The following is a 19,606-nucleotide window of genomic DNA, read 5'->3' as shown; positions in this document are numbered from 1 at the left end:
CCCCCGTACGGAACGGGGGCGGCCGGCCCTTCCGGTGCTTCAGCCCGCGGCGGCGACGCCCGCTTCGCCCATCGTGCCGATCCGCCCGAGCAGGTCGACGATCCGGCCCTGGACGTCCTCGCTGGTGGAGCGCTCGGCGAGGAACAGCACCGTCTCGCCGGTGCGCAGCCGGGGCAGTTCGCGCGGGTCGAGGTCCACCGAGGTGTAGACCACCAGCGGGGTGCGGTGCAGCCGGTCGTTGGCGCGCAGCCAGTCCAGCAGGCCGACCCGGCGGCGGCGGATCTGGAGCAGGTCCATCACCACCAGGTTGGGCTGGACGCTGCTGGCCCGGGCCACGGCGTCGTTCTCGTCCACCGCGTGCTCGACGTGCATGCCGCGCCGCTCCAGGCTGCTGATCATGGCGGCGGCGATGTCCGGGTCGCCCTCGACCAGCAGTACCCGCGGGGCGTGGTGCTCGCCGTCGCGGGGCGCGAGGGCGCGCAGCAGCACCGCCGGGTCGGCGCCGTACGCGGCGTCCCGGGTGGCCTGGCCGAGGCCGGCGGTGACCAGCACCGGGACACGGCGGTTGAGCGCCGCGGTGCGCAGCGACTGGAGCGCGGTCCGGGTGATCGGGCCGGTCAGCGGGTCGACGAAGAGGGCGGCGGGGAAGCCGGAGACCTGGGCGTCGACCTCCTCGCGGGAACTGACGATCACGGGCAGGTAGCCGCGCGCCTGGAGGGCCTGCTTGGTGGCCGGGTCCGGCTCCGGCCAGACCAGCAGCCGGCGGGTGTTGGCCAGCTCGCCGCCGACGGCGGACGGCTGCTCGGCGGGCCGGTCCCCGGCGGCGGGGAGTTCGGCCATCGGGCGCGGGGAGGTGCGGGGCTCGGCCGGGGCGGCGGCCGTCGGCTGGTTGCCGAGCGGACGCGGCGGGGCGAGCTCGCCCAGGCCGGTGCCGACCGGGCGCGGGCCCGACGGGTCCTCGGCGGCGGGCAGCGCGGCCCGGACGGGCACCGGTGCGCTGCCGGGGGCACCCGCGTCCGGACCGGTGTGGTCGGTGTGACCGGCGTGTCCGGCATGGCCGGCAGGGGCGGCGTGATCGGAATGATCGGCGTGGTCGGACGGACCGGTGGCGCCCACCGGCGCGTCCGGGCCGGGCCCCGGCGGGACGGCCAGCCGGCGGCGGCGTCCGGTCGGCGCGGTGGCCGGCTCGGGCAGCGCGGGCGCGGGGCCGGCCGGCAGGGCGTGCTCCAGACCGGGGTACGCCGGGGTGTCGGTCGTCCCGGGCAGGGCGAAGCCGCCGGAGGAGTCCTCGGCGGAGGGGAGGGCCCGGCGCCGACGGGGCTTGGCATCGCCCGCGGTCTCCTCCGGGGCGGCTCCGGCGGTGGCGGTCCCGGCGGTCGGCGTGCCCCCCGGCGGGGTGCCGTCGACGGTCGGGGCCGAGGGGGCCGGGCCGAGCGCGAGCGGCTCGCGGCCACCGGGCCGGCTCTGCTGCTGGGCCCGCTCGCCCCCGACGGGCACGGCGTAGGCGGGGCCGGAGCGGCCGTCGTCCTTGCCCCACGGGTCGGTCTGCGCGCCGTCCGGGCCGGCCAGGCCCTGACGGCCGTACGCGGCGTCGTTGCCGGTGCCGTTCCACTGCTCGGGGACGGCCCGCTCGACCCGGGCGGGGGCGTTCGGCCACTGGTCGGCGGGAACGTCCGGTGCGGCGGGCGGTGCGGTGGGCGGTGCGGGCGCGACGGGTGCCGGGGCCTCGACGGCCGGTCGGCCGCGACGGCCCCGCCGCTCGGCCGCGGGGGCCTCCTCGGCGGGTTCCGGCCGGGCTTCCGGGGCCTTGCGGTCGGGCCGTCCGCCGGCCGCGGCGGGTTCGGCGGCCTCGCTGCTGCTGGGCAGCTGGGGGATGCCCGGCAGCTCGGGGAGGACGGCGCTGTCGGTCTCCTTGGGCCGGTCGGAACGGCCCTCGACGGAGGCGCGCTCGGCGGCGGCCTTCGCGGCGGCCGGGTCCAGCGGCAGCTCGACGACGTACGTGGTGCCGGCCTTGCCGGGCAGCTCGTGCGGCTGGAGCACACCGCCGTGGCGCTCGACCACCGCGCGGGCTATCGGCAGGTGGACGGCGCTGCCGCCGACACCGGGGCCGCGGATCTCGACCCGGGCGACCTCGCCGCGCTGGGCGGCGGCCAGGACGACGGTCGGCGGTTCGGGGGCGGCCGGCAGCGCGGGTGACGAACCACCGGTCAGGCCGGGGACGGCCAGCCCGGGGGAGGAGGCGGCGGGGGCGTCCAGGTCGAAGCCGACGCCGCTGACGTCGGCGACCAGGTGGGCCAGCGCCTGGGCGAGCCGCCGTTCGTCGGCGATCACCTCGACCGCGGCGGCGTGCACCGAGAACCGCACCCGGCCCGGGCCGACCAGCTCGCCGGCCTCCTCGACGGCCCGGCGGACCACCTTGTCCAGGGCGACCGGCACCTGGGCCGCGGCCTTGCGCCGGCCCTTGGCGTCCTTGGCGTCGCCGCCGTCCTTGCGGTCCCGGCCGTCGCCGGAACCCTTGCCGTCCGCGGGCTCCTTGGTGTCGCCGGAGTCCTTGCCGTCCCTGGCCTCCGCCGCGCCGTTCTCGCCGGCCTCGCAGCGCTGGTGGTCGAGGACCCCGTCGATCAGCTTCCCGAAGCGGCGGCACTCGGCGGCGAGCCGGCGCAGCGTCCAGTTGGCCTCCGGCCAGAGCTGTCCGGCCGGGTCGGCGGCGAGCGCGTCCAGCCGCTGGTTCAGCGCGTTCAGCGCGCCGCCCAGCTCGCTCTCCAGGACGGCGGTGAGGTGCTCGTTGCGGGCGACCAGGGCGAGTTCGCGGCTGCGGTCGGTGAAGGTCATCACCGCGCCGACCAGTTGGTCGCCGTCCCGGACGGGGGCGGTGGTGAGGTCGACGGTGACCGGCCGGCCGTCCTTGCGCCACAGCACGGTGCCGCGCACCCGGTGCTTGCGCCCGGAGGTCAGGGTGTCCAGCAGCGCGGACTCCTCCAGCGCCAGCGGGGTGCCGTCGGCCCGGGAGTGCTGGATCAGCGGGTGCAGCTCGCGCCCGCCCAGCTCGCTCGCCCGGTACTCCAGGATGTGCGCGGCGGCCGGGTTGACCAGCACGCAGCGGCCTTCGAGGTCCACGCCGAGCACGCCCTCGGCGGCGGCGCGCAGGATCATCTCGGTCTGCTTGTGCTGGCGGCGCAGCTCGGCCTCGACGCCGAGCCGGCCGGAGAGGTCGCGGACCAGCAGCAGGAGCAGGTCGGAGGAGGACGGCGAGCGGGAGCCCTCGCGGTACGGGTCGTACGGGACGAGCGGGGAGAGCGCGTAGCCGCGGCCGCTGTCGTTGTCGTCGGCGAAGTCGTTGCCGGAGACCTCGACCGGGAAGGTGGTGCCGTCGGTGCGGTGGGCGGTCATCCGGACCGGGCGGTCGAGGGCGTCGCCGTCACGGGTGGCCGGGCGCATCGAACCGGGGATCCGGCTGGGGTCGAACTCGGGGAGCAGGCCCAGCAGGCCCATGCCGACCAGTGAGGTGCCCGGTGCCTGCAAGGCCTGGACCGCCGCGTTGTTGGCGTCCACGACGGTGCCGTTGCTGTTCACCAGCAGCAGCGCGTCGGGCAGGGCGTCGAGTATGGCGGCGAGGCGAGCAGCGCCTCGGATCGGCCTGCTGCTCACGTCGACAGGTCTCCTCGGCTCGGGGCAGCTCCTCCGGAGACGGCAGTATCTCATTCTTCTTTGCGGCGGGGACGACCCGCCTAGTAACGTTGGCGGTGGTTGGTGCCGAGCCCCACGGTTGTGGCATCATCACTGACACACGGAACGGGTCCGCTCGCGCGGGGACGCTCCATGTGGGGAGGCTTCGCCTAGTCCGGTCTATGGCGCCGCACTGCTAATGCGGTTTCGGGGTTATTCCTGATCGAGGGTTCAAATCCCTCAGCCTCCGCTTGCCGGGAGCCCCCGTCGACGATCTCGTCGACGGGGGCTCTTCGCGTTCCCGGGGCCGGGCGGCCCGGGGTGGTCCGGGCCGGGGGCTGGGGCGGGGGCGGGCCGGCTCCGGGGCAGTGGTCGGGGCAGCGGTCGGAGCAGGGGCCGGGCGGCCTGCGGTGGAACGGCTGTCGAACGGGCGCGGAACGGGGCCGGGCGGGGCCCCGGGGCAATCGATTTCGCCCCACGTCGCAGGTCATGTAATGTTGTCCCCGCAACGCCCCGGCGGCACGGTTCACCGGGGCGAGCGCTCATAGCTCAACGGATAGAGCACTTGACTACGGATCAAGAGGTTGCAGGTTCGAATCCTGCTGAGCGCACCAACCACCGCAAGATCGGGTTCGCCCGTTCCTTGCGCTCATAGCTCAACGGATAGAGCACTTGACTACGGATCAAGAGGTTGCAGGTTCGAATCCTGCTGAGCGCACCGAAGAGAAGCCCCCGGCCATCGGCCGGGGGCTTCTCCGTTTTCCCGGCCACCGTGCCCGTCCCGCCCCCGCCGAGCGGGTGGACGATTCGAACAGAGCGCCCCGGTGAATGGTCAGGTACCGGACGCTGGTGTCCGCCGGATTGTTCGGGAATTCCCATTCCCGCGTCCGTTCGGGTGGTGTCGATTGGCGCCTAATGGATGAAATGCAGCCGTTTCGGGTACATCCCGTCCTGCCGCCCGGATGACCGCCGAACGGGTGGGACACGGCCAAAAGCCCAGGTGTCGCAGTATGACCGGCGCAGGATCGTGATTCCTTTTTGTCGGATCTTGTGCCAAGACTGCCCGCCACTCCGGCAGCCGACCGCGAAGGAGAGCCGGATGAACCGACAGCTTCCCCGCACCGCTGCCGCCCTGGTCGTCCTCACGACCGGGCTGCTGGCCGGCTGGAACGCCCCGCCCACGGCGGCCCAGCAGTCCCCTGACGCCTGGTCGGCGGAGCACCGGGCCGTGCTGCCCTCCGGACTCTCCGCGCGGATCGATTTCGACGCCTCTCCCGGGGTGGGCGTCACCGCCGGATCCGGCGAATTGGCGGACCGTTCCGGCGGGGGGCGTCCCGCCGCGCTCTACGCGGACGGAATGCACCCCGGAGACTCCGCGCAGACCTTCGAACTCGCCCAGGACCGTCCGCAGACGGATGGTTCCTGGCGCACCACCGGAACGCTCCGGCTGACATTCTCCCGGCCGGTCCGCAATCCCCGGCTGCACCTCAGCGGACTCGCCGCGCTCGCCACCGGGAAATCCGGTACCACCGCCACCGCGGCCCGGCTGACCCTCACCGGTGGCTCGCCCGCCGCCCCCGTCCTGGTCAACCGCACCGACTGGCCCGGCTGGACGGTCGACGGCAACACCCTCGCCCCCACGGGCCGGGACGGCGCCTCCGACGGCGCGCCCGGCTCCGCCGCCGAGGGCTCCCTGGAACTCGCCGGGACCTTCCGCACCGCCGTGTTCCGGGTGGAGCAGCGCTCCACCGCCCGGGCCGGCAGCACCACCGCGCCGCCCGTCCTGCGCCAGGCCTACACCGTCACCGTCGACGAGGACCTCGGCACCGCGCCGCAGGCCTACGGCAACGCCTCGCACATCGTCTCCGACCTCTTCCTCGGAGCGGACGCGGCCGACCCGTCACGGCGCGCCCGGGAGCGCTCCGCCGGGGCGGTCGGCGACGAACCGCTGATCAGGCTCGACCACGGCGCGGCCCTGCGCAGCCCCTTCGCGGGCCCGCCGCCGCCCAAGCTCCAGCCCGGCCGCGGCGAGTACCAGGGCGCCGACCCGTCGCTCGGCTTCCCCACCGAGGCCGCGATCGGCCGCTACTACCGGCTGACCGTCCCGGTCGCGGTGGGCGACCAGCCCGCCACCCTGGCCGGCTGGATCGACTTCGCGCACACCGGCCGGTTCGAACCCGCCGAGCGGGTCCAGACCGAGGTCCCGGCCGGCGCCGACACCGCCACCCTGGAGTGGACCGTCCCGGCCGGTGCCGCCTCGGGCGAGACCTGGGCCCGGCTGCGGATCGGCCGCGACACCAGCCAACTCGTCTCCTCCGGCGGCTTCGCCGACTCCGGGCAGGTCTCCGACCAGCGGATCAAGCTGGCCGTCGGCGCCTCCCGGCCCGAGATCGCCGAACCGGTCGACGGCAGCGTCCTCTCCGACGCCCGCCCGGAGATCAGCGGCGAGGGCGCGGTGGCCGGGGCCACCGTGGAGGTCCGGGAGGACGACAGCGCGATCTGCAAGGCCAAGGTCGTGCGCGGCGGCGCCTGGTCCTGCCGCCCCGCCGCGCCGCTCACCGCGGGGCGGCACAGCTTCACCCCCGTGGAGACCACCAGCGGCGGCGTGGTGCTGCGCGGCGAGGCGGTCAAGGTCACGGTGAAGACCGCGCCGCCGGCCGCCCCCGCACTCACCCTCCCCGCCTACACCAACGACCCCGGGCTCCAGCTCACCGGCACCGGCGACGCGGGCAGCACCGTCTCGGTCACCGACCGCTCCCCGGGCGGCGAACTGTGCAGCACGGCGGTGCCGCCGGGCGGCGAGTGGTCCTGCCTGCCGGTCGAGAACCTGGCGGACGGGAAGCACCTGCTCACCCCGGTCGCGGTCGACGGGGCGGGCAACCGGACGACGGGACAGCCGGTCACCCTGACGGTGGACACCGTCCCGCCGGACCGGCCGGTGCTCGGCTCGCCGGCCCCGGGGGAGACCCTGCGGGTCAGCCGACCCAAGCTCGCCGGGCGGGCGGAGCCGGGCAGCAACGTGCTGGTGACGGCGGCCTCGGCCCCCGGCTCGGACCAGCGGACGGTGCTGTGCGGGACGACGGCGGCGCTCGACGGGAGCTGGAGCTGCACCGCCAACCGGGACCTGACGGACGGGGACCAGTGGCTGACCGTCACGGCCACGGACCCGGCCGGGAACGGGACCTCGGCGGAGCCGGTGCGGGTGAGGGTCGCGACCGCGGCTGCGGTGCCCACCTCGGGGGCGACCGCGTCGGCGGTGCCGAGTCCGGTGGCGTCGAGCCCGGCGGTGTCGAGTCCGGCGATGCCGAGCTCGGTGGCGTCGAGCTCGGTGGCGCCGAGCCCCGTAGTGCCGAGCCCGGTGGCGTCGGCCTCCGCTTCTGTGGTGGCCGGCCCGTCGGCTGCGGCGTCCGGGTCCGCCCCGGCATCGGCGTCGGCATCGGCTTCGGTCTCGGCATCGGCCGTACCGAGTCCGGCCGCGTCTGCTTCGGAGGCCGTTCCGAGTCCGGCCGCGCCGGAGGTGCCGGTGCTGGTGCCGGTTCCGCCGGGGGTGCTGCCGATTCCCGTACCGCCGGTGGTCGCAGCGCCGGTGGTCACACCGCCGGTGACGCCGAGTCCGGTGAAGTCCGATCCGTCGGCGGCCTCGTCGGGCTCTGCGAAGCCGAGCCCGAGTGCGAGCCCGAGCCCGGGTCGGGTGTCGAGTCCGTCCGTCGGGGAGGTGCCCGTGCTGCCGGTCACCGTTCCTCCGGTGACCGTCCGGCCGGTGGCACCCGCCCCGACGGCGGTTCCGTCGGGGGCCGGGAAGCCGGGGCCGGTCGCGTCGGTGGCCTCCACACCCCCCACACCCCCCACACCCCCCGCGCCTTCCGCGTCCCCTGCTTCCTCCGCTTCCTCCGCGTCCGCCACATCCGTCGTTCCGACTGCCCCGACTGCTGTGACCGCTTCCGCCTCCGCGACCGCGACCGCGACCGCACCCCCGACTCCCGCTGCCGTCGCCACGACCGGTGGGCCGTCGCCGGCCGAACCGGCCGAACCGGCCGAAGCCGTCGGGTCCGCCGAGCGCGTCGCCCGGCCGCTGCCCGTGCCACCGGCGGAGACCTCGCCGGGTGCGTCCGGTCGGCCCGGGGAGACCGGCTGGCGCGGAGGAGTCGCCGGAATCCTGCTGGTACTCACCGGGATCGGCCTGATCACCCGTCGGGTGTTCGCCCGTGTTCCCGGTGCTCGACGGCGCTGACCTGCGCCGACTGCCCTGTCCACCCGTTCATGTGCCTGCGCGTCAGGTCGGCTTTGGATGATTCGTCAGTAAATGTCGACACACCTCCACTCAAATGTCGCATTTGATGACGTATGAACTTAGCCTGACCCTGGCACTGCCCGTCAGATCCGGGCCGCCCGTTGCGCGACACACCGACCCAGAGGATCCGTGCATGGACGTCACCCGCGATTCTTCGCAGCGACCCGAGAACCTGCCCAAGGCGCTCCCACCGGCCTTGCCGGAACGTTCCGCCTCCGGCGCCAGCCCGCTGGCCAGAGTCGGGGCCGTCACGACGGCCAAGACCGTCAAGCCGGTCGGCCCGGCCGACAGCGGGCCGGCGACCACCCCGCTGGCCGTCGTCCCCGGCCCGTCGTCCGTCGGTCCGGCGGACCTGCGCGACCCGCTGGAGACGGCGTCGCAGGAGACCGTCGACCTCCTGGAGGCCACCCGGATCGGGGCCCCCGCCGCCGCCACCTCCCGGCGGCCCCCGCGCGCCGACCAGGCGCTGCGGGAGCACTCCGCCGCCTCGCTGCCCGGCTGGGTCGCCCTGCTGGTGGTGCTGCTCGGACTGGCCGGCGCCCTGTTCGTGCTGCTGCGCACCGGCGTCATCCCGCACTGGGACGTGCTGCCCGACCTGCGCGACACCGCCGCGCGGGCGAGCGGACGGCCGGAGGTGGACGCCCCGTCGATCGCCGCGGCCGGTGCGGCCGGCCTGCTGGTGGTCCTCACGCTCGCCGGGCTGCTCGCCAACGCGGGCGGCGAGACCCGGGTGCTGACCCGCTGGGGCCGCTACCGGGGCACCGTCCGCCGGACCGGCCTGGTCTGGGTCAACCCGCTGCTGCGCCGCCGCCGGGTGGACGTCCGGCTGCGGCACTGGCGCAGCGAGTCGGTGAAGGCGGTCGACCGGACCGGCACGCCGATCGTGGTCCGGCTGCTGATCGTCTGGCGGGTCAAGGACACCGCGCGGGCGCTGCTGGCGATCGAGGACCACGAGGGCTACCTGCGCGAGCAGGTCCAGGCGGTGCTCACCCGGACGGCGTCCACCCTGCCCTGCGACAGCAACGCGGCGCCCGGGCCCGCGCTGCGCGACGGCCAGTGGTTCGCCGACGAGATGACCAGGGCGCTGGCCGCCGAGGTCGCCCCGGCGGGCCTGGAGGTGTACTCGGCACAGCCGCTGGGACTCGACTACGCGCCCGAGGTCGCCGAGTCGATGCGCCGCCGCCGGCTGGCCGACCTGGACGCGGGCCTGCGGACCGTCCTGGTGGACGACGCGGTGGAGGCCGCGGCGCTCGCCGTCCGCCGGCTGGAGCGGGCGACCGCGCACGAACTGGACGAGGCCGCCCGCAGCGCGCTGATGGAGCAGCTGCTGGTCGCCTTCGTAGCCCCGGCCGGAGTGGCCGCTTCGGTACCGTCCCCGGCCGCCCGCGCCGGGCGGAAGGAAGGACGACCCGCATGAGGATAGCCACCGGCACGTACGCCGAACCCGTCGTCACAGCCGGCTCCGTCGGTTCTGCCGACTCAGGCGGTCTCGACGGGGATCCCGGTCTGATCGGCTTCGAGGAGCGCCTCGGCAGCATCCCCGCGATCGCGGGCTGCGGCTGCCCGAACTGCGCGCCCCGGCCGCGCACCGCCCGCTCCGCCGCGGTGGCCGGCGGCAGCCGAATACACCGCGCCGTGCGGAGCACCTGCCTGGCGACCACCGTGCTGGCGGGCGCCGGGGTGGTCGGCCTGACGGCCGGTGCCGGATCCGCGCAGGCCGCGGCCGGGAAGCAGGGGTGGGACGGGTCGAAGTACTGGTTCAAGAACGGCGCCGGCGAGTGGCGCTGGACCAGCCACTACGACGTCTACGCCGGTCGGGCCGGCCAGTCGGGGGGCTCCGGCGGTTCCACCGGTTCGGGCGGCTCCGCCGCCAAGGCCGTCTCCAACGGCCCGGCGTCCTCCGGTGGGATGCGCCAGGGGTGGGACGGGTCCAAGTACTGGTTCAAGAACGGCAGCGGTGAGTGGCGCTGGACCAGCCACCACGACGTCTACCTGAACCGCACCGGGCAGTCCGGCGGCGGCTCGGCCCCGGCCCCCGCCCAGCCCGTGAGCCGGCCGTCCTCGGACGCGGCGCCGGCCGCCGGGAGCAAGGAGGCGGCCCTCGACTACGCGCTCGCCCAGCTGGGCAAGCCGTACGTCTGGGGCGGCAACGGCCCGTCCGGCTACGACTGCTCGGGGCTGGTGCAGCAGGCCTACCGGCGGGCGGGGATAAGCCTGCCGCGGGTGGCCGACGACCAGTACGCGGCGACCACGCCGATCAGCGCGGGGCAGCTGCGCCGCGGCGACCTGGTCTTCTGGTCGGACAGCGGCCGTGCCTCGGGGATCCACCACGTGGGGATATACCTGGGCGGCGGCACGTTCGTGGAGGCGCCCCGGCCGGGCAAGACCGTCCGGGTCTCGACCCTCAACCCCGGCTACTACCCGACCCACTTCGGGCGGCCGTAGCACCGCGCACGCGACCGGGCCCCGACAGCACCGCGCTGTCGGGGCCCGGTCGCGTGCCGGGGCCGGTGCTCACGAGGCGGACGCGGCGTCCAGCAGCGCGGTCTGCTCCGGGGTGAGCTTCAGCGCGGCGCCGGCCAGCAGCGGCGGGAGCTGCTCGACGGTGCGGGCGCTGGCGATCGGGGCGGCGACGGTGGGGCGGGCGGTGAGCCAGGCCAGGGCGACGGTCGCGGGCTCGGCCCGGTGCTCGGCGGCGACGGTGTCCAGCGCCTCCAGGACCCTGGGGCCGCGCGGCTCCGCGAGGTAGCGGGCGGCGCCCTCGGCGCGGGCGCTGTCCACGCCCGGGCCGCCCGGGCGGTACTTGCCGGTCAGGAAGCCGGAGGCCAGCGCGTAGTACGGGACGGTGGCCAGACCGTGCTCGGCGACCACGTCGGCCAGCGGGCCCTCGAAGGTGTCGCGCGAGACCAGGTTGTAGTGCGGCTGGACGGCGACGTACTTCGTCAGGCCCTCCCGGTCGGCGAAGGCCAGCGCCTCGGACAGCCGCCCGGCGCTGATGTTGGAGGCGGCGACGGCCCGGACCTTGCCCTCGCGGACCAGCTCGTCCAGGGCGGTGACGAACTCCTCGACCGGGGTGTCGTCGTCCCGGTGGGTGTAGTACAGGTCGATCCGCTCGACGCCCAGGCGCCGCAGCGAGGCCTCGGCCGAGGCCTTGATGTTGGCGGCGCCGAGGCCGCTCGCCTCCGGGTGCATGCCGACCTTGGTGGCGATCACCACGTCGTCGCGGTTGCCCCGGCTGCGCAGCCAGTTGCCGAGGACGGTCTCCGACTCGCCGCCGGTGTTGCCCGGGGCCCAGGCCGAGTAGACGTCGGCGGTGTCGACGAAGTTGCCGCCGACGGCCGCGTAGGCGTCCAGGACGGAGAAGGACTGCTGCTCGTCGGCCGTCCAGCCGAAGACGTTGCCTCCGAGGGAGAGCGGGAAGACGGACAGGTCGGAGGTGCCGAGGCTCACCCGGCTGTGGTTTCCGGTCATGGTCGCAGTCAACCCGATTCCACGGCGGGGCATTCCGCGTGCCGTGCGGTGTTCACGAGCCTGTCGTACCACCGTCGCACGCCGGGGTGGTGCGGCGGCCTTCGAGGGGGGTCCGGGCTGTGCCTGAGGTGGGCTGATTCGTTAGAGTCCCTGCCATGGCTGACAACGACTACGACCCCGCCGGCAGCACCCAGATGTTCCGGGCGTTCGTCGACGAGACCCCGGCACGCCAGGAGCCGGGCAACGTGAACACCTACGGCCGCAGCAGCAGCGGCGGCGGCAACCGTACCGGCATGGTCGCGGTGATCGCCGTCGTCGCGCTGGTCGTGCTGGGCGCCGTCATCTGGCTGGCGGTCAAGTGACCCTCGCGCGGGTGACCCTCGTCCGGGTCACCCGCGCGGCGGGAGCGTGACACTTCAACAGGGCTTGCGCCAGGCGTTCAGGTCGAGCTTCTTCTGCATCGAACTGAAGCCCAGCGACTTGGCCTTGGCGCAGAACTGGTCCGTGCCGAGCTTGTACTCGACATGGAAGACCGCCTTGCCCGCCTTGACGAAGGGCGCGACGCGGTCGCACTCGTCGAACTGCGAGCACTCCTCGTTGACCGCGAAGTCGAAGTCCGGCAGCAGCGCGGGGATCTGGTCCAGGTCGTTCTTCAGGCCGATGGCCAGGCCGCGTTCGTGCGCGAGCTGGGCCAGCATCCGGTTGTACTTCAGCTGGTCGTCCGGGGTCAGCGGGAAGCCGCTGTTCTGGTTGTAGGCCTCGATGGTGTCCGGCTCGATGGCGTCGAAGCCCTTGCTCTTGCACATGTCGAAGCGGGCGGCCATCAGCGGCTTCAGCTGGTCGAGCTTGCGGATGTCGAACCACTTCTCGCCCTTCCAGCCGGTGTCCGAGCCCTGGAGGGTCTTGGCGAAGGCGGCGGAGTCGGGGCGGAAGTCCTCCCAGGAACCGGCGTTGATGTAGCAGATCACCTTGCGGCCCTTGGCGTGCAGCGCGGCCACCACCGAGGCGTCGTTCTCGAAGCCGTCGATGTCGTAGACCGGGACGTCCACCGACTGGTCCACCGCGCCGCCGAGCTGCCACTGCCAGGCCAGGCCCGGGGTCGGCTGCCAGCGGGCGCCGGCCGGCGGCGGGGCGGTGGTGCCGGGCGGGGTGGTGCCCGGGGGAGTGGTGCCGGGCGGGGTGGTGCCCGGGGCCGTGCTCGTGGCGGGGGCGCTGGGCGAGCCGGGGGTCGGTGTGCCCTCGGGGGTGACCGGGGCGGTGGTGCCGGGTGTGCTCGGCGCGGTGGCTGCGGGCGGGGTGCTGGGAGAGCCGTCGGCCGAGTTGTCGTCGTCCTCCGAACCGGAGCTGCTGCACGAGGTGGCCAGCAGGGCGGTGGCGGTGGCGAGGGCCAGGGCGGCCGGCAGGTGCCGGGTACGGCGGTTCACGGTAGTCGAACTCCGGATCGAGTCAGGTGAGTTCAGCGGCGGTCAGGCCGTACGGCAGGGTGCGCCAGGGGTTCTCCCCGGCACCGGGGACGGCACAGCCCACCCCGGCCCGGCGTGCGGCGATCAGGGCGGCGGCGTCGCAGGCGTGCTCGGCGGGCACGTCGTAGACCAGGTGGCAGAAGCGGGAGGCCGCGTGCCGACCGGTCCACAGCGGCTGCGTCATCGCCCGGTAGGTGTCCCAGTCGCCCTCGAAGGTGACCAGCAGGTCGGCCAGGCCGAACTCGGCGTAGGCCGGGTCGGGGTGCTCGCCGTGGCCGAACACCACGGTGCCGCAGCCGGCCGCGCGGGCCGCCGTGGCCAGCCGCCGGTAGTGCGCCAACGCGCCCGGGTGGGTGGCCACTTGGTCGAGGTAGACGCCGGTGATGCCATGGCGCTGCCGGTACGTCAGGATGTCGGCGACCACGGCCGCGTGGGGCCTGCGGCCGTAGTCGGTGTCCGCGTACCCGACCAACGGAAGGCCGGCCGCGCGGAGTTCGTCGGCGGCCTCGGCGAAGACGTTGTCGGGGACCTCGCCCGGGCCGTCGGCGAGGTTGAGCACGACGGCGGCGATCCGGTCGGGGTCGGCGGCGGCGACCGCCCGCCAGGCCGCCGGGTCCACCGCGGGGTGGACGTACAGCGGCACCAGCAGGCGGCCGTCGGAGTGCCCGGCGGTCATGCGACCACCGGGGGCGGCGTGGGCTCGGCGGTGCTGAGCCACAGGTCGCGCAGGGTGTCGGCGAGGTCCGTCCCCGGGTGCCAGCCGAGCTCCCGGGCGGCGGCCGAGACGTCGGCCTGCTGCCAGGAGACCGCGGCCGAGCGCTCGGAGCCCGCCCCGCTCTCGTCGATCCGGCCGGTGAAGCCGGCCGCGGCGACCAGCCCGTCGGCGATCGCCCGGACCTGCTTGGCCTGCCCGGAGGCGAGGTTGAGCACCCGGGGGAGCGGACGGTCGGCCGCGACGGCCAGGCCGACCGCCTCGGCGACGTCCCGGGCGTCGACGAAGTCCCGGTAGGCGGAGAGGTCCCCGACCGTGACGACGGCGCCGGCGCCCTCGGGCGCCACCCGGCGCAGCTCGGCCGCCAGTCGGCCGGGCAGCGATCCGGCCGGGGCGCCGGGGCCGACCGGGTTGAACACCCGCAGCACCACGGCGTCCAGCGGCGAGCCGGCCACCGCGAGGGAGCCGGCCAGCTTGGTCGCGCCGTAGACGCCGACGGGGCGGGCGTCGGCGTCCTCGGGCAGCGAGCTGCCCTGTGCGCAGACGCCGTACTCGCCGGCCGAGCCGATGTGCACCAGGCGGGTCTTCGGGGCGCCGAGCCGCAGCGCCTCGCAGAGCACCGCCGGGCCGCGGGCGTTCACCTCGGCGAGTTTCACCGCGCTGCCGGCCACCGCGCCGGCGAAGTTGACCACCACGTCGGGGGCCAGCGCGGACAGTTCCTCGCCGAGCGGGCCGGCCTGGGCGGTGGCCAGGTCCAGCCGGAGGTCGTGGGCGGGCCGCCGGCCCGCGGTCAGCACGGTGGCACCGGGCAGCGACCGCAGGACGGTGGTGGCGTGACGGCCCAGGAAGCCGTCGCCGCCGAGGAGCAGGATTCTCACGCGGCCCGTCCGTCGCTCTCGGTGCCCGCGGTGACGGGCTGGTCGTCGGTGTCGTCCGGGGCGGTGCGGGCGGCCGGGATCGGCAGCTCCGCGACGCCCGGCGCGACGCCGGCCGACTCGAAGGGCATCAGGACCGGGCGGATCGTCGAGAACTCGGCGTTGGCCCGGTCGTAGTCGTCCGGGCGGCCGATGTCGAGCCAGTAGCCGTCGAACTCGTACGCGGCCGGCGGGGTCTTGGCGGCCAGGAGGTCCAGCACCAGCTCGTCGAAGCCCAGCGGCAGGCCGGGGGTGTACTTGGCGAGCGCCGAGCGCGAGACGCCGTACACGCCCATCGAGACGCGGTAGTCGATGCTGGGCTTCTCCTGGAAGCCGGTGATGGAGCCGGAGGCGCTGGTCAGCACACCGAAGTCGATCTTGACCTGGCGGGCGTAGGTGGCGATGGTCAGCGGGGCGCCGGACGACTCGTGGTGCTTGAGCACCCCGGCGAAGTCCAGGTCGGTCAGGATGTCGCCGTTCATCACCAGGAAGTGCTCGGGCAGGCGGTCCTGCATGGTGAGCAGCGGGCCCATGGTGCCGAGCGGGCTGTCCTCGACGGCGTAGCCCACCCGCAGGCCCCACTGGGAGCCGTTGCCGACGTAGGCGCGGATGATGTGGCCGAGATGGCCGATGGCCAGGGTGACGGTCTGGAAGCCCGCGGCGGCGAGCTGTCGCATCACGATCTCCAGGATCGCGTGCTGGTCGCCGATCGGAACGAGCGGCTTGGGAAGCGCGGTGGTGTACGGGCGGAGACGGACGCCCTTGCCGCCGGCCAGGATCACTGCATGCATGGTGTTTCCCCCACGGAAAGGATGTGCAGGACACGAACCTTGGTTACCAGGACGAGCATGATCGCGAAGGCGGTCAGACGTTGTAGATGTCGGTCTTGTAGCGGGCCAGGTTGGCCGGGTCGCGGAAGAACTCGATGGTCTGCTCCAGGCCCTGCTCCAGGCTGAACAGCGGGGCCCAGCCGGTGGCCTCGCGCAGCCGGGTCGCGTCCGCGACCAGCCGCATGACCTCGGAGTTGGTCGGACGGATGCGCTGCTCGTCCTCCTTCACCACCAGGTCGACGCCCATCAGCTTGCCGACCAGGGTGACCAGGTCGCCGACCGAGATCTCGCCGCCGGTGCCGGCGTTGAAGGTCCGGCCGACCACCGTCGCGGCGTCCGCGGTGCCCACCGTGCGGAAGGCGTTGGCGGTGTCCTTGACGAACGTGAAGTCGCGGGTCGGACGCAGGTCGCCGAGCGTGATCTCGGTCTGGCCGGCCGCGACCTGGGCGATCACGGTCGGGATGACGGCGCGCATCGACTGGCGCGGGCCGAAGGTGTTGAAGGGGCGCAGGGTGACGACCGGGGTCTCGAAGCTGGCGTGGTAGCTGTCCGCCAGCCGGTCCCCGCCGGCCTTGGAGGCGGCGTACGGGGACTGGGTGTTGATCGGGTGGTCCTCGGTGATCGGCACGGTCTGCGCGGTGCCGTAGGTCTCGCTGGTGGAGGTGTGCACCAGGCGGGGGATCTCCTGGTGGCGCACCGCCTCCAGCACGTTCAGGGTGCCGGTGACGTTGGTGTCCACGTACGAGTGGGGGGCGCGGTAGGAGTACGGGATCGCGATCAGGGCGGCCAGGTGGTAGACCGCCTCGGTGCCCTTGACCAGGCCGTTGACCGAGCCCGGGTCCCGGACGTCGCCGAGGATGATCTCGACCGAGTCCAGCACCTCCTCGGACAGGGTCTCCAGCCAGCCGAACGAGGAGAAGGAGTTGTACTGGACCATCGCGCGGACGTGGTGCCCGTCGGCGACCAGGGTCTCGACGAGGTGGGAACCGATGAATCCTTCGGCTCCGGTAACCGCGACGCTGCTCATGCGGGGTTCGCTTTCTCGATCTGCCGGGACGGCCTGACGCTCTGTGGTGGTCGGCCGCCGCCGGCCTGGTTGGTGGATCAGGTGGATCAGGTGGAGCGGGTACGGCGGTGCACGCGAATCGGGCGTGCGGGATATTCGATGTGTTCAGCGGTGCTGGGTGGTGCGGCCGAGCGCGTGCCCGGCGATGGCGGTGAGGACGATGGCGGCCGCCCCGCAGCCGAGCAGCTGCAGGACGATCGGATCCGCACCGGTCAGCAGCCCGGTGCTCTCGGCACCCGCGGCGGCCAGACAGATGAGGGCGGTGCTCCAGCTGAACCCGAAGGCGTTCAGCAGCAGCGCCAGCCAGAGCGAGCCGCCGAGGAGCAGCATCGCGCCGAGCTGCGGCACGCCGAGCGCGGGGGCGCCGGGCCACAGCACGGTCGCGGCGGCGTCCAGCGCGGCCACGGTGGTGAGGTAGATGAACAGGCAGCCGAGCAGGATCCCGCCGGTGCGGCGGGTGAACTGGCCGGTGGTGTGGCTGGTGCGCAGCGCGGCCACGGCCATCGCCCGGTAGCGGAAGAGCAGCCACTCGGCGAGGCCGAGGCTGAGCGTCAGCGCGATCATGGCGGGCCCGGTCGGGGTGGTCCTCACCTCGGGCAGGACGCCGGCCGCGCTGTGCATGGTGTGCGAGGACGCCAGCACGGCCTGGTGGATGGTCTCGCCGAGGCCCGCGATCAGCGTGAGCGTGCCACAGGCCAGGCCGAACAGCAGGTGCGGCACCTCCTGGCGGATCGGCAGCTTCAGCGCCACGGACTCGCGCTCGCCGCCGCGGACGCAGACCAGCAGCTCCCGGACGGCCAGCCCGACCGCCAGTGCCACCGAGGCCAGCAGCACCACCGTACGGACCGCCTGCGGCACGTCCGCCGCCAGCACCACGCCCGCGCCGACCGAAGCCGGCGCCAGCGCCAGCAACAGGAACTTCTCCCGCCCCAGCACCAGCAGCACGGTGGCCGCGCCCAGGTAGCAGGACTGCCCGGCGGCGAAGCACAGCGCCCCGAGCGGCCCGCCCACCACGTACGCGGCGGCCGAGGCGACCAGCGCCCCGAGCGGCGCGCCGACGGCCAGGCAGATCGCGGCCTCCCGGCGGCGCAGCCGGCTCAGCCAGCGGTACGAGCGGTGCGCCAGCGCCTGGTTGAAGCCCCAGCTGACCAGCGTCGCGATCGACAGCGCGAGCATGCCCGAGGGCAGGCCGAAGCGCATCCGGGTGGTCGCGAACAGGTTGGCGCCGAGCAGGTAGCCGAGCCCGGGCAGGGCGAACACCAGGCCGCGCACCACACAGCGCCAGGGGTCGGCCCGCCAGGGGTTGGCGAACTCCGAGCTCTGGCCGGGGTAGCGGCGCTCGACCTTCTCGAACAGCTCCTCGGCGACGGTGAACGCGTCGGGGCGGCCGTACAGCAGTGCGGCCTGCTCGTCCGACAGGCCGTCGGACTCCAGGAAGGCCGCGATCTCGTACGGGTGGACCGCGTCGGCGCAGATGTCCCGCAGGCGCTCGGCCAGCTCGTCCAGCGGATCGGCGGAGAGGTCGAGCCCCTCCTCGGCACCGGGCACGGGCTCCTGCGGGGCGGGACGGCGGAGCTTGAGCGGCAGGGTGCGCAGCTGCACCGTCCGCTCGGAGCCGCCCTCGTCCGGAACGAGACGCAGCGGACCGCTCACGCGCCCACCTCGCTCGGCTCGGGGCGGGCGGCCAGCTGCTGGTCCCAGTCGGGGCTGGGGACCTGGTCGGTGACGGACACCATGCCGCCGGGCATCCAGCGGGCGGTGCCCAGGAGCTCGGTGTAGATGCCGCGGAAGCCGTCGATGTTCTGGCGGAGCGTGAACTGCTCGATCACCCGCAGCCGGGCCTGTTCGCCGAGCCGGGCGCGCCGTTCGGCGTCGCGCAGCAGCTCGATCGCGGCGGCGGCCATCGGTTCGGGCTCGCGCGGCGGGACGACCAGGCCGGTGTCGCCGACGGCCTCGCGGACGCCGCCGACATCGGTGGAGACGGTCGAGCGGCCGCAGGACATCGCCTCGATCAGGGTGAACGGGAAGCCCTCGCTGATGCTGGAGAGCATGACCACGTTGCCCGCCGCGTAGGCGTCGGTGATGTCGGCGACGCGGCCTTCGAAGGCCACCGACTCGGCTATGCCGAGCTCGGCGGCCAGGGCTATGCAGCGGTCCCGGTACGCCTCGCCGCCCTTGGGGGTGCCTCCGAAGAGCCGCAGCCGCGCCTCGGGGATCTCGTTCCGGACGATGGCGAAGGCCCGGATCAGCGTCTCCAGGTCCTTGATCGGGTCGACCCGGCCGGCCCAGCTGAGGGTCGGGGTCTCGGGTTCGGGGCCGGCCGGCGGGAAGGCCGCCGGGTCCACCCCGTTGTAGACGGTGCGGATGTGCGAGGAGGGCGTGCCGCCGCGTTCCTCCCAGCGCCGGTTGTACCGGTTGCCGGGGGTGACGAGCGCGGCCACCCGGTAGCTCTCCTCGGCGAGCATCCGGTAGAAGCCGAGCAGCAGTGCCTTGACCGGCCAGCGGTACGGGCCGGTGCGGTAGCCGAGGTAGCGCTCGCGCAGGTAGATGCCGTGCTCGGTGAGCAGAAACGGTACGCCGTACTGCTGGGCGGCGATCAGCCCGGGCAGGGTGGCGAGGCCGCCGCTGGCCGCGTGGGCGACGCCGTCCTTCGGCGGCTCGACCGAGAGCGGACGCAGGGCGTGCTCCAGCAGGTCGGTCGCGTTCAGGGCGTCGTGCAGGGTGGGCCGGGACACGGCGGTGGGCAGGTAGTCCCGGGTCCACACGTGCTGGAGGGTCCGGAGCGCGCGCTCGCTGCGCAGTGCCGGGCTGAGCAGCCCGCGCCGGGCGAGGTCGGCGAAGCCGTACATCTCGGTGCCGAAGTGGGTGGTGTAGACCGGATCGAGGATGGAGTGCAGGAAGCGCTCGTACGCGTTGAGGAAGCGCCGCATCTCCTTGCCGCGGGGCGGGCCGGCTTCGGAGGCCGGGCCCCACAGCGGAGCGGTCGTGACCGACCGTACGTTGGCGGGCAGTTCCCAGGCCAGTGCTTCGTGGCCGGTCCCGGTGACGGCGATGACGTCGAAGTCGACGTCCGGCATGCCCTGGACGAGCTGGTCGCACCAGACGCTCACGCCGCCGTGCTGGTGCGGATACGTCCCCTCGGTGAGCAGGGTGACGCGCATCTCCTGTCCCCCCTCCTGTTCTTGCGTCGGTT

Annotated in this window: 12 protein-coding genes, 3 tRNA genes and 1 pseudogene; 7 read left to right on the top strand and 9 right to left on the bottom strand. The window is 74.4% G+C overall.

The window, feature by feature from the left end:
• Nucleotides 1-39 precede the first annotated feature (39 nt).
• Nucleotides 40-3,648, bottom strand: a complete 3,609-nt coding sequence (locus ACFQ6N_RS02665; protein WP_380646374.1) for a PAS domain-containing protein — start codon at nucleotides 3,646-3,648, stop codon at nucleotides 40-42.
• A gap of 177 nt (nucleotides 3,649-3,825) precedes the next feature.
• On the opposite strand from ACFQ6N_RS02665, the gene ACFQ6N_RS02660 reads away from it, so the two are divergent.
• From ACFQ6N_RS02660 to ACFQ6N_RS02635, 6 genes are all read left to right on the top strand, one after another.
• Nucleotides 3,826-3,916: transfer RNA gene (locus ACFQ6N_RS02660), tRNA-Ser, on the top strand.
• Nucleotides 3,917-4,204: 288 nt separating this feature from the next.
• Nucleotides 4,205-4,280 (top strand) — tRNA-Arg (locus ACFQ6N_RS02655).
• A 31-nt stretch (nucleotides 4,281-4,311) separates the two neighbouring features.
• Nucleotides 4,312-4,384: transfer RNA gene (locus ACFQ6N_RS02650), tRNA-Arg, on the top strand.
• 381 nt (nucleotides 4,385-4,765) lie between these two features.
• Nucleotides 4,766-7,897, top strand: coding sequence for an Ig-like domain-containing protein (locus ACFQ6N_RS02645; protein WP_380646372.1), 3,132 nt, complete (start codon nucleotides 4,766-4,768; stop codon nucleotides 7,895-7,897).
• A gap of 193 nt (nucleotides 7,898-8,090) precedes the next feature.
• Entirely contained in the window at nucleotides 8,091-9,374 is a 1,284-nt protein-coding gene (locus ACFQ6N_RS02640) for an SPFH domain-containing protein (protein ID WP_380646371.1), read from the top strand.
• Entirely contained in the window at nucleotides 9,371-10,402 is a 1,032-nt protein-coding gene (locus tag ACFQ6N_RS02635; protein ID WP_380646370.1) for a C40 family peptidase, read from the top strand. The genes ACFQ6N_RS02640 and ACFQ6N_RS02635 overlap by 4 nt, the downstream gene beginning before the upstream one ends.
• Before the next feature lie 69 nt (nucleotides 10,403-10,471).
• Here ACFQ6N_RS02635 and ACFQ6N_RS02630 read toward each other — a convergent pair whose 3' ends face one another.
• A complete protein-coding gene (locus tag ACFQ6N_RS02630) occupies nucleotides 10,472-11,428 on the bottom strand; it encodes an aldo/keto reductase (protein WP_380646369.1) in 957 nt (318 codons plus the stop codon).
• A 155-nt stretch (nucleotides 11,429-11,583) separates the two neighbouring features.
• Between ACFQ6N_RS02630 and ACFQ6N_RS02625 the strand changes: the two genes are divergently transcribed.
• Nucleotides 11,584-11,790, top strand: a complete 207-nt coding sequence (locus ACFQ6N_RS02625; protein ID WP_380646368.1) for a hypothetical protein — start codon at nucleotides 11,584-11,586, stop codon at nucleotides 11,788-11,790.
• Nucleotides 11,791-11,844: 54 nt separating this feature from the next.
• Here ACFQ6N_RS02625 and ACFQ6N_RS02620 read toward each other — a convergent pair whose 3' ends face one another.
• The 7 genes and pseudogenes from ACFQ6N_RS02620 to pelF all read right to left on the bottom strand — a co-directional run bounded on the left by ACFQ6N_RS02620 (nucleotide 11,845) and on the right by pelF (nucleotide 19,574).
• Nucleotides 11,845-12,852: an endo alpha-1,4 polygalactosaminidase gene (locus ACFQ6N_RS02620; protein ID WP_380646367.1), complete on the bottom strand. Its 1,008-nt coding sequence runs from the start codon at nucleotides 12,850-12,852 to the stop codon at nucleotides 11,845-11,847.
• A 22-nt stretch (nucleotides 12,853-12,874) separates the two neighbouring features.
• The gene (locus tag ACFQ6N_RS02615; RefSeq protein WP_380646366.1) at nucleotides 12,875-13,567 is read right to left on the bottom strand and encodes a spherulation-specific family 4 protein; all 693 of its coding nucleotides are present in this window, start codon (nucleotides 13,565-13,567) and stop codon (nucleotides 12,875-12,877) included.
• Nucleotides 13,564-14,481 carry an NAD-dependent epimerase/dehydratase family protein gene (locus ACFQ6N_RS02610; protein ID WP_380646365.1) on the bottom strand — a complete coding sequence of 306 codons (918 nt, stop codon included), beginning with the start codon at nucleotides 14,479-14,481 and terminating at the stop codon, nucleotides 13,564-13,566. The genes ACFQ6N_RS02615 and ACFQ6N_RS02610 overlap by 4 nt, the downstream gene beginning before the upstream one ends.
• A 125-nt stretch (nucleotides 14,482-14,606) precedes the next feature.
• Nucleotides 14,607-15,308: pseudogene (locus tag ACFQ6N_RS02605) on the bottom strand (NDP-sugar synthase); the annotation flags it as partial.
• A gap of 73 nt (nucleotides 15,309-15,381) precedes the next feature.
• Nucleotides 15,382-16,374, bottom strand: a complete 993-nt coding sequence (locus tag ACFQ6N_RS02600) for an SDR family NAD(P)-dependent oxidoreductase (protein WP_380646364.1) — start codon at nucleotides 16,372-16,374, stop codon at nucleotides 15,382-15,384.
• 144 nt (nucleotides 16,375-16,518) lie between these two features.
• The gene (locus tag ACFQ6N_RS02595) at nucleotides 16,519-18,066 is read right to left on the bottom strand and encodes a hypothetical protein (protein ID WP_380646362.1); all 1,548 of its coding nucleotides are present in this window, start codon (nucleotides 18,064-18,066) and stop codon (nucleotides 16,519-16,521) included.
• Nucleotides 18,063-19,574 carry a GT4 family glycosyltransferase PelF gene (pelF, locus tag ACFQ6N_RS02590; protein WP_380646361.1) on the bottom strand — a complete coding sequence of 504 codons (1,512 nt, stop codon included), beginning with the start codon at nucleotides 19,572-19,574 and terminating at the stop codon, nucleotides 18,063-18,065. Before pelF ends, ACFQ6N_RS02595 begins: the two co-directional genes overlap by 4 nt.
• Nucleotides 19,575-19,606 lie beyond the last annotated feature (32 nt).

Origin of the sequence: Kitasatospora sp. NPDC056446 (assembly GCF_042796115.1) — a bacterium.
Classification (GTDB): Bacteria; Actinomycetota; Actinomycetes; order Streptomycetales; family Streptomycetaceae; genus Kitasatospora.
This window is presented reverse-complemented; position numbering and strand designations above follow the sequence as displayed.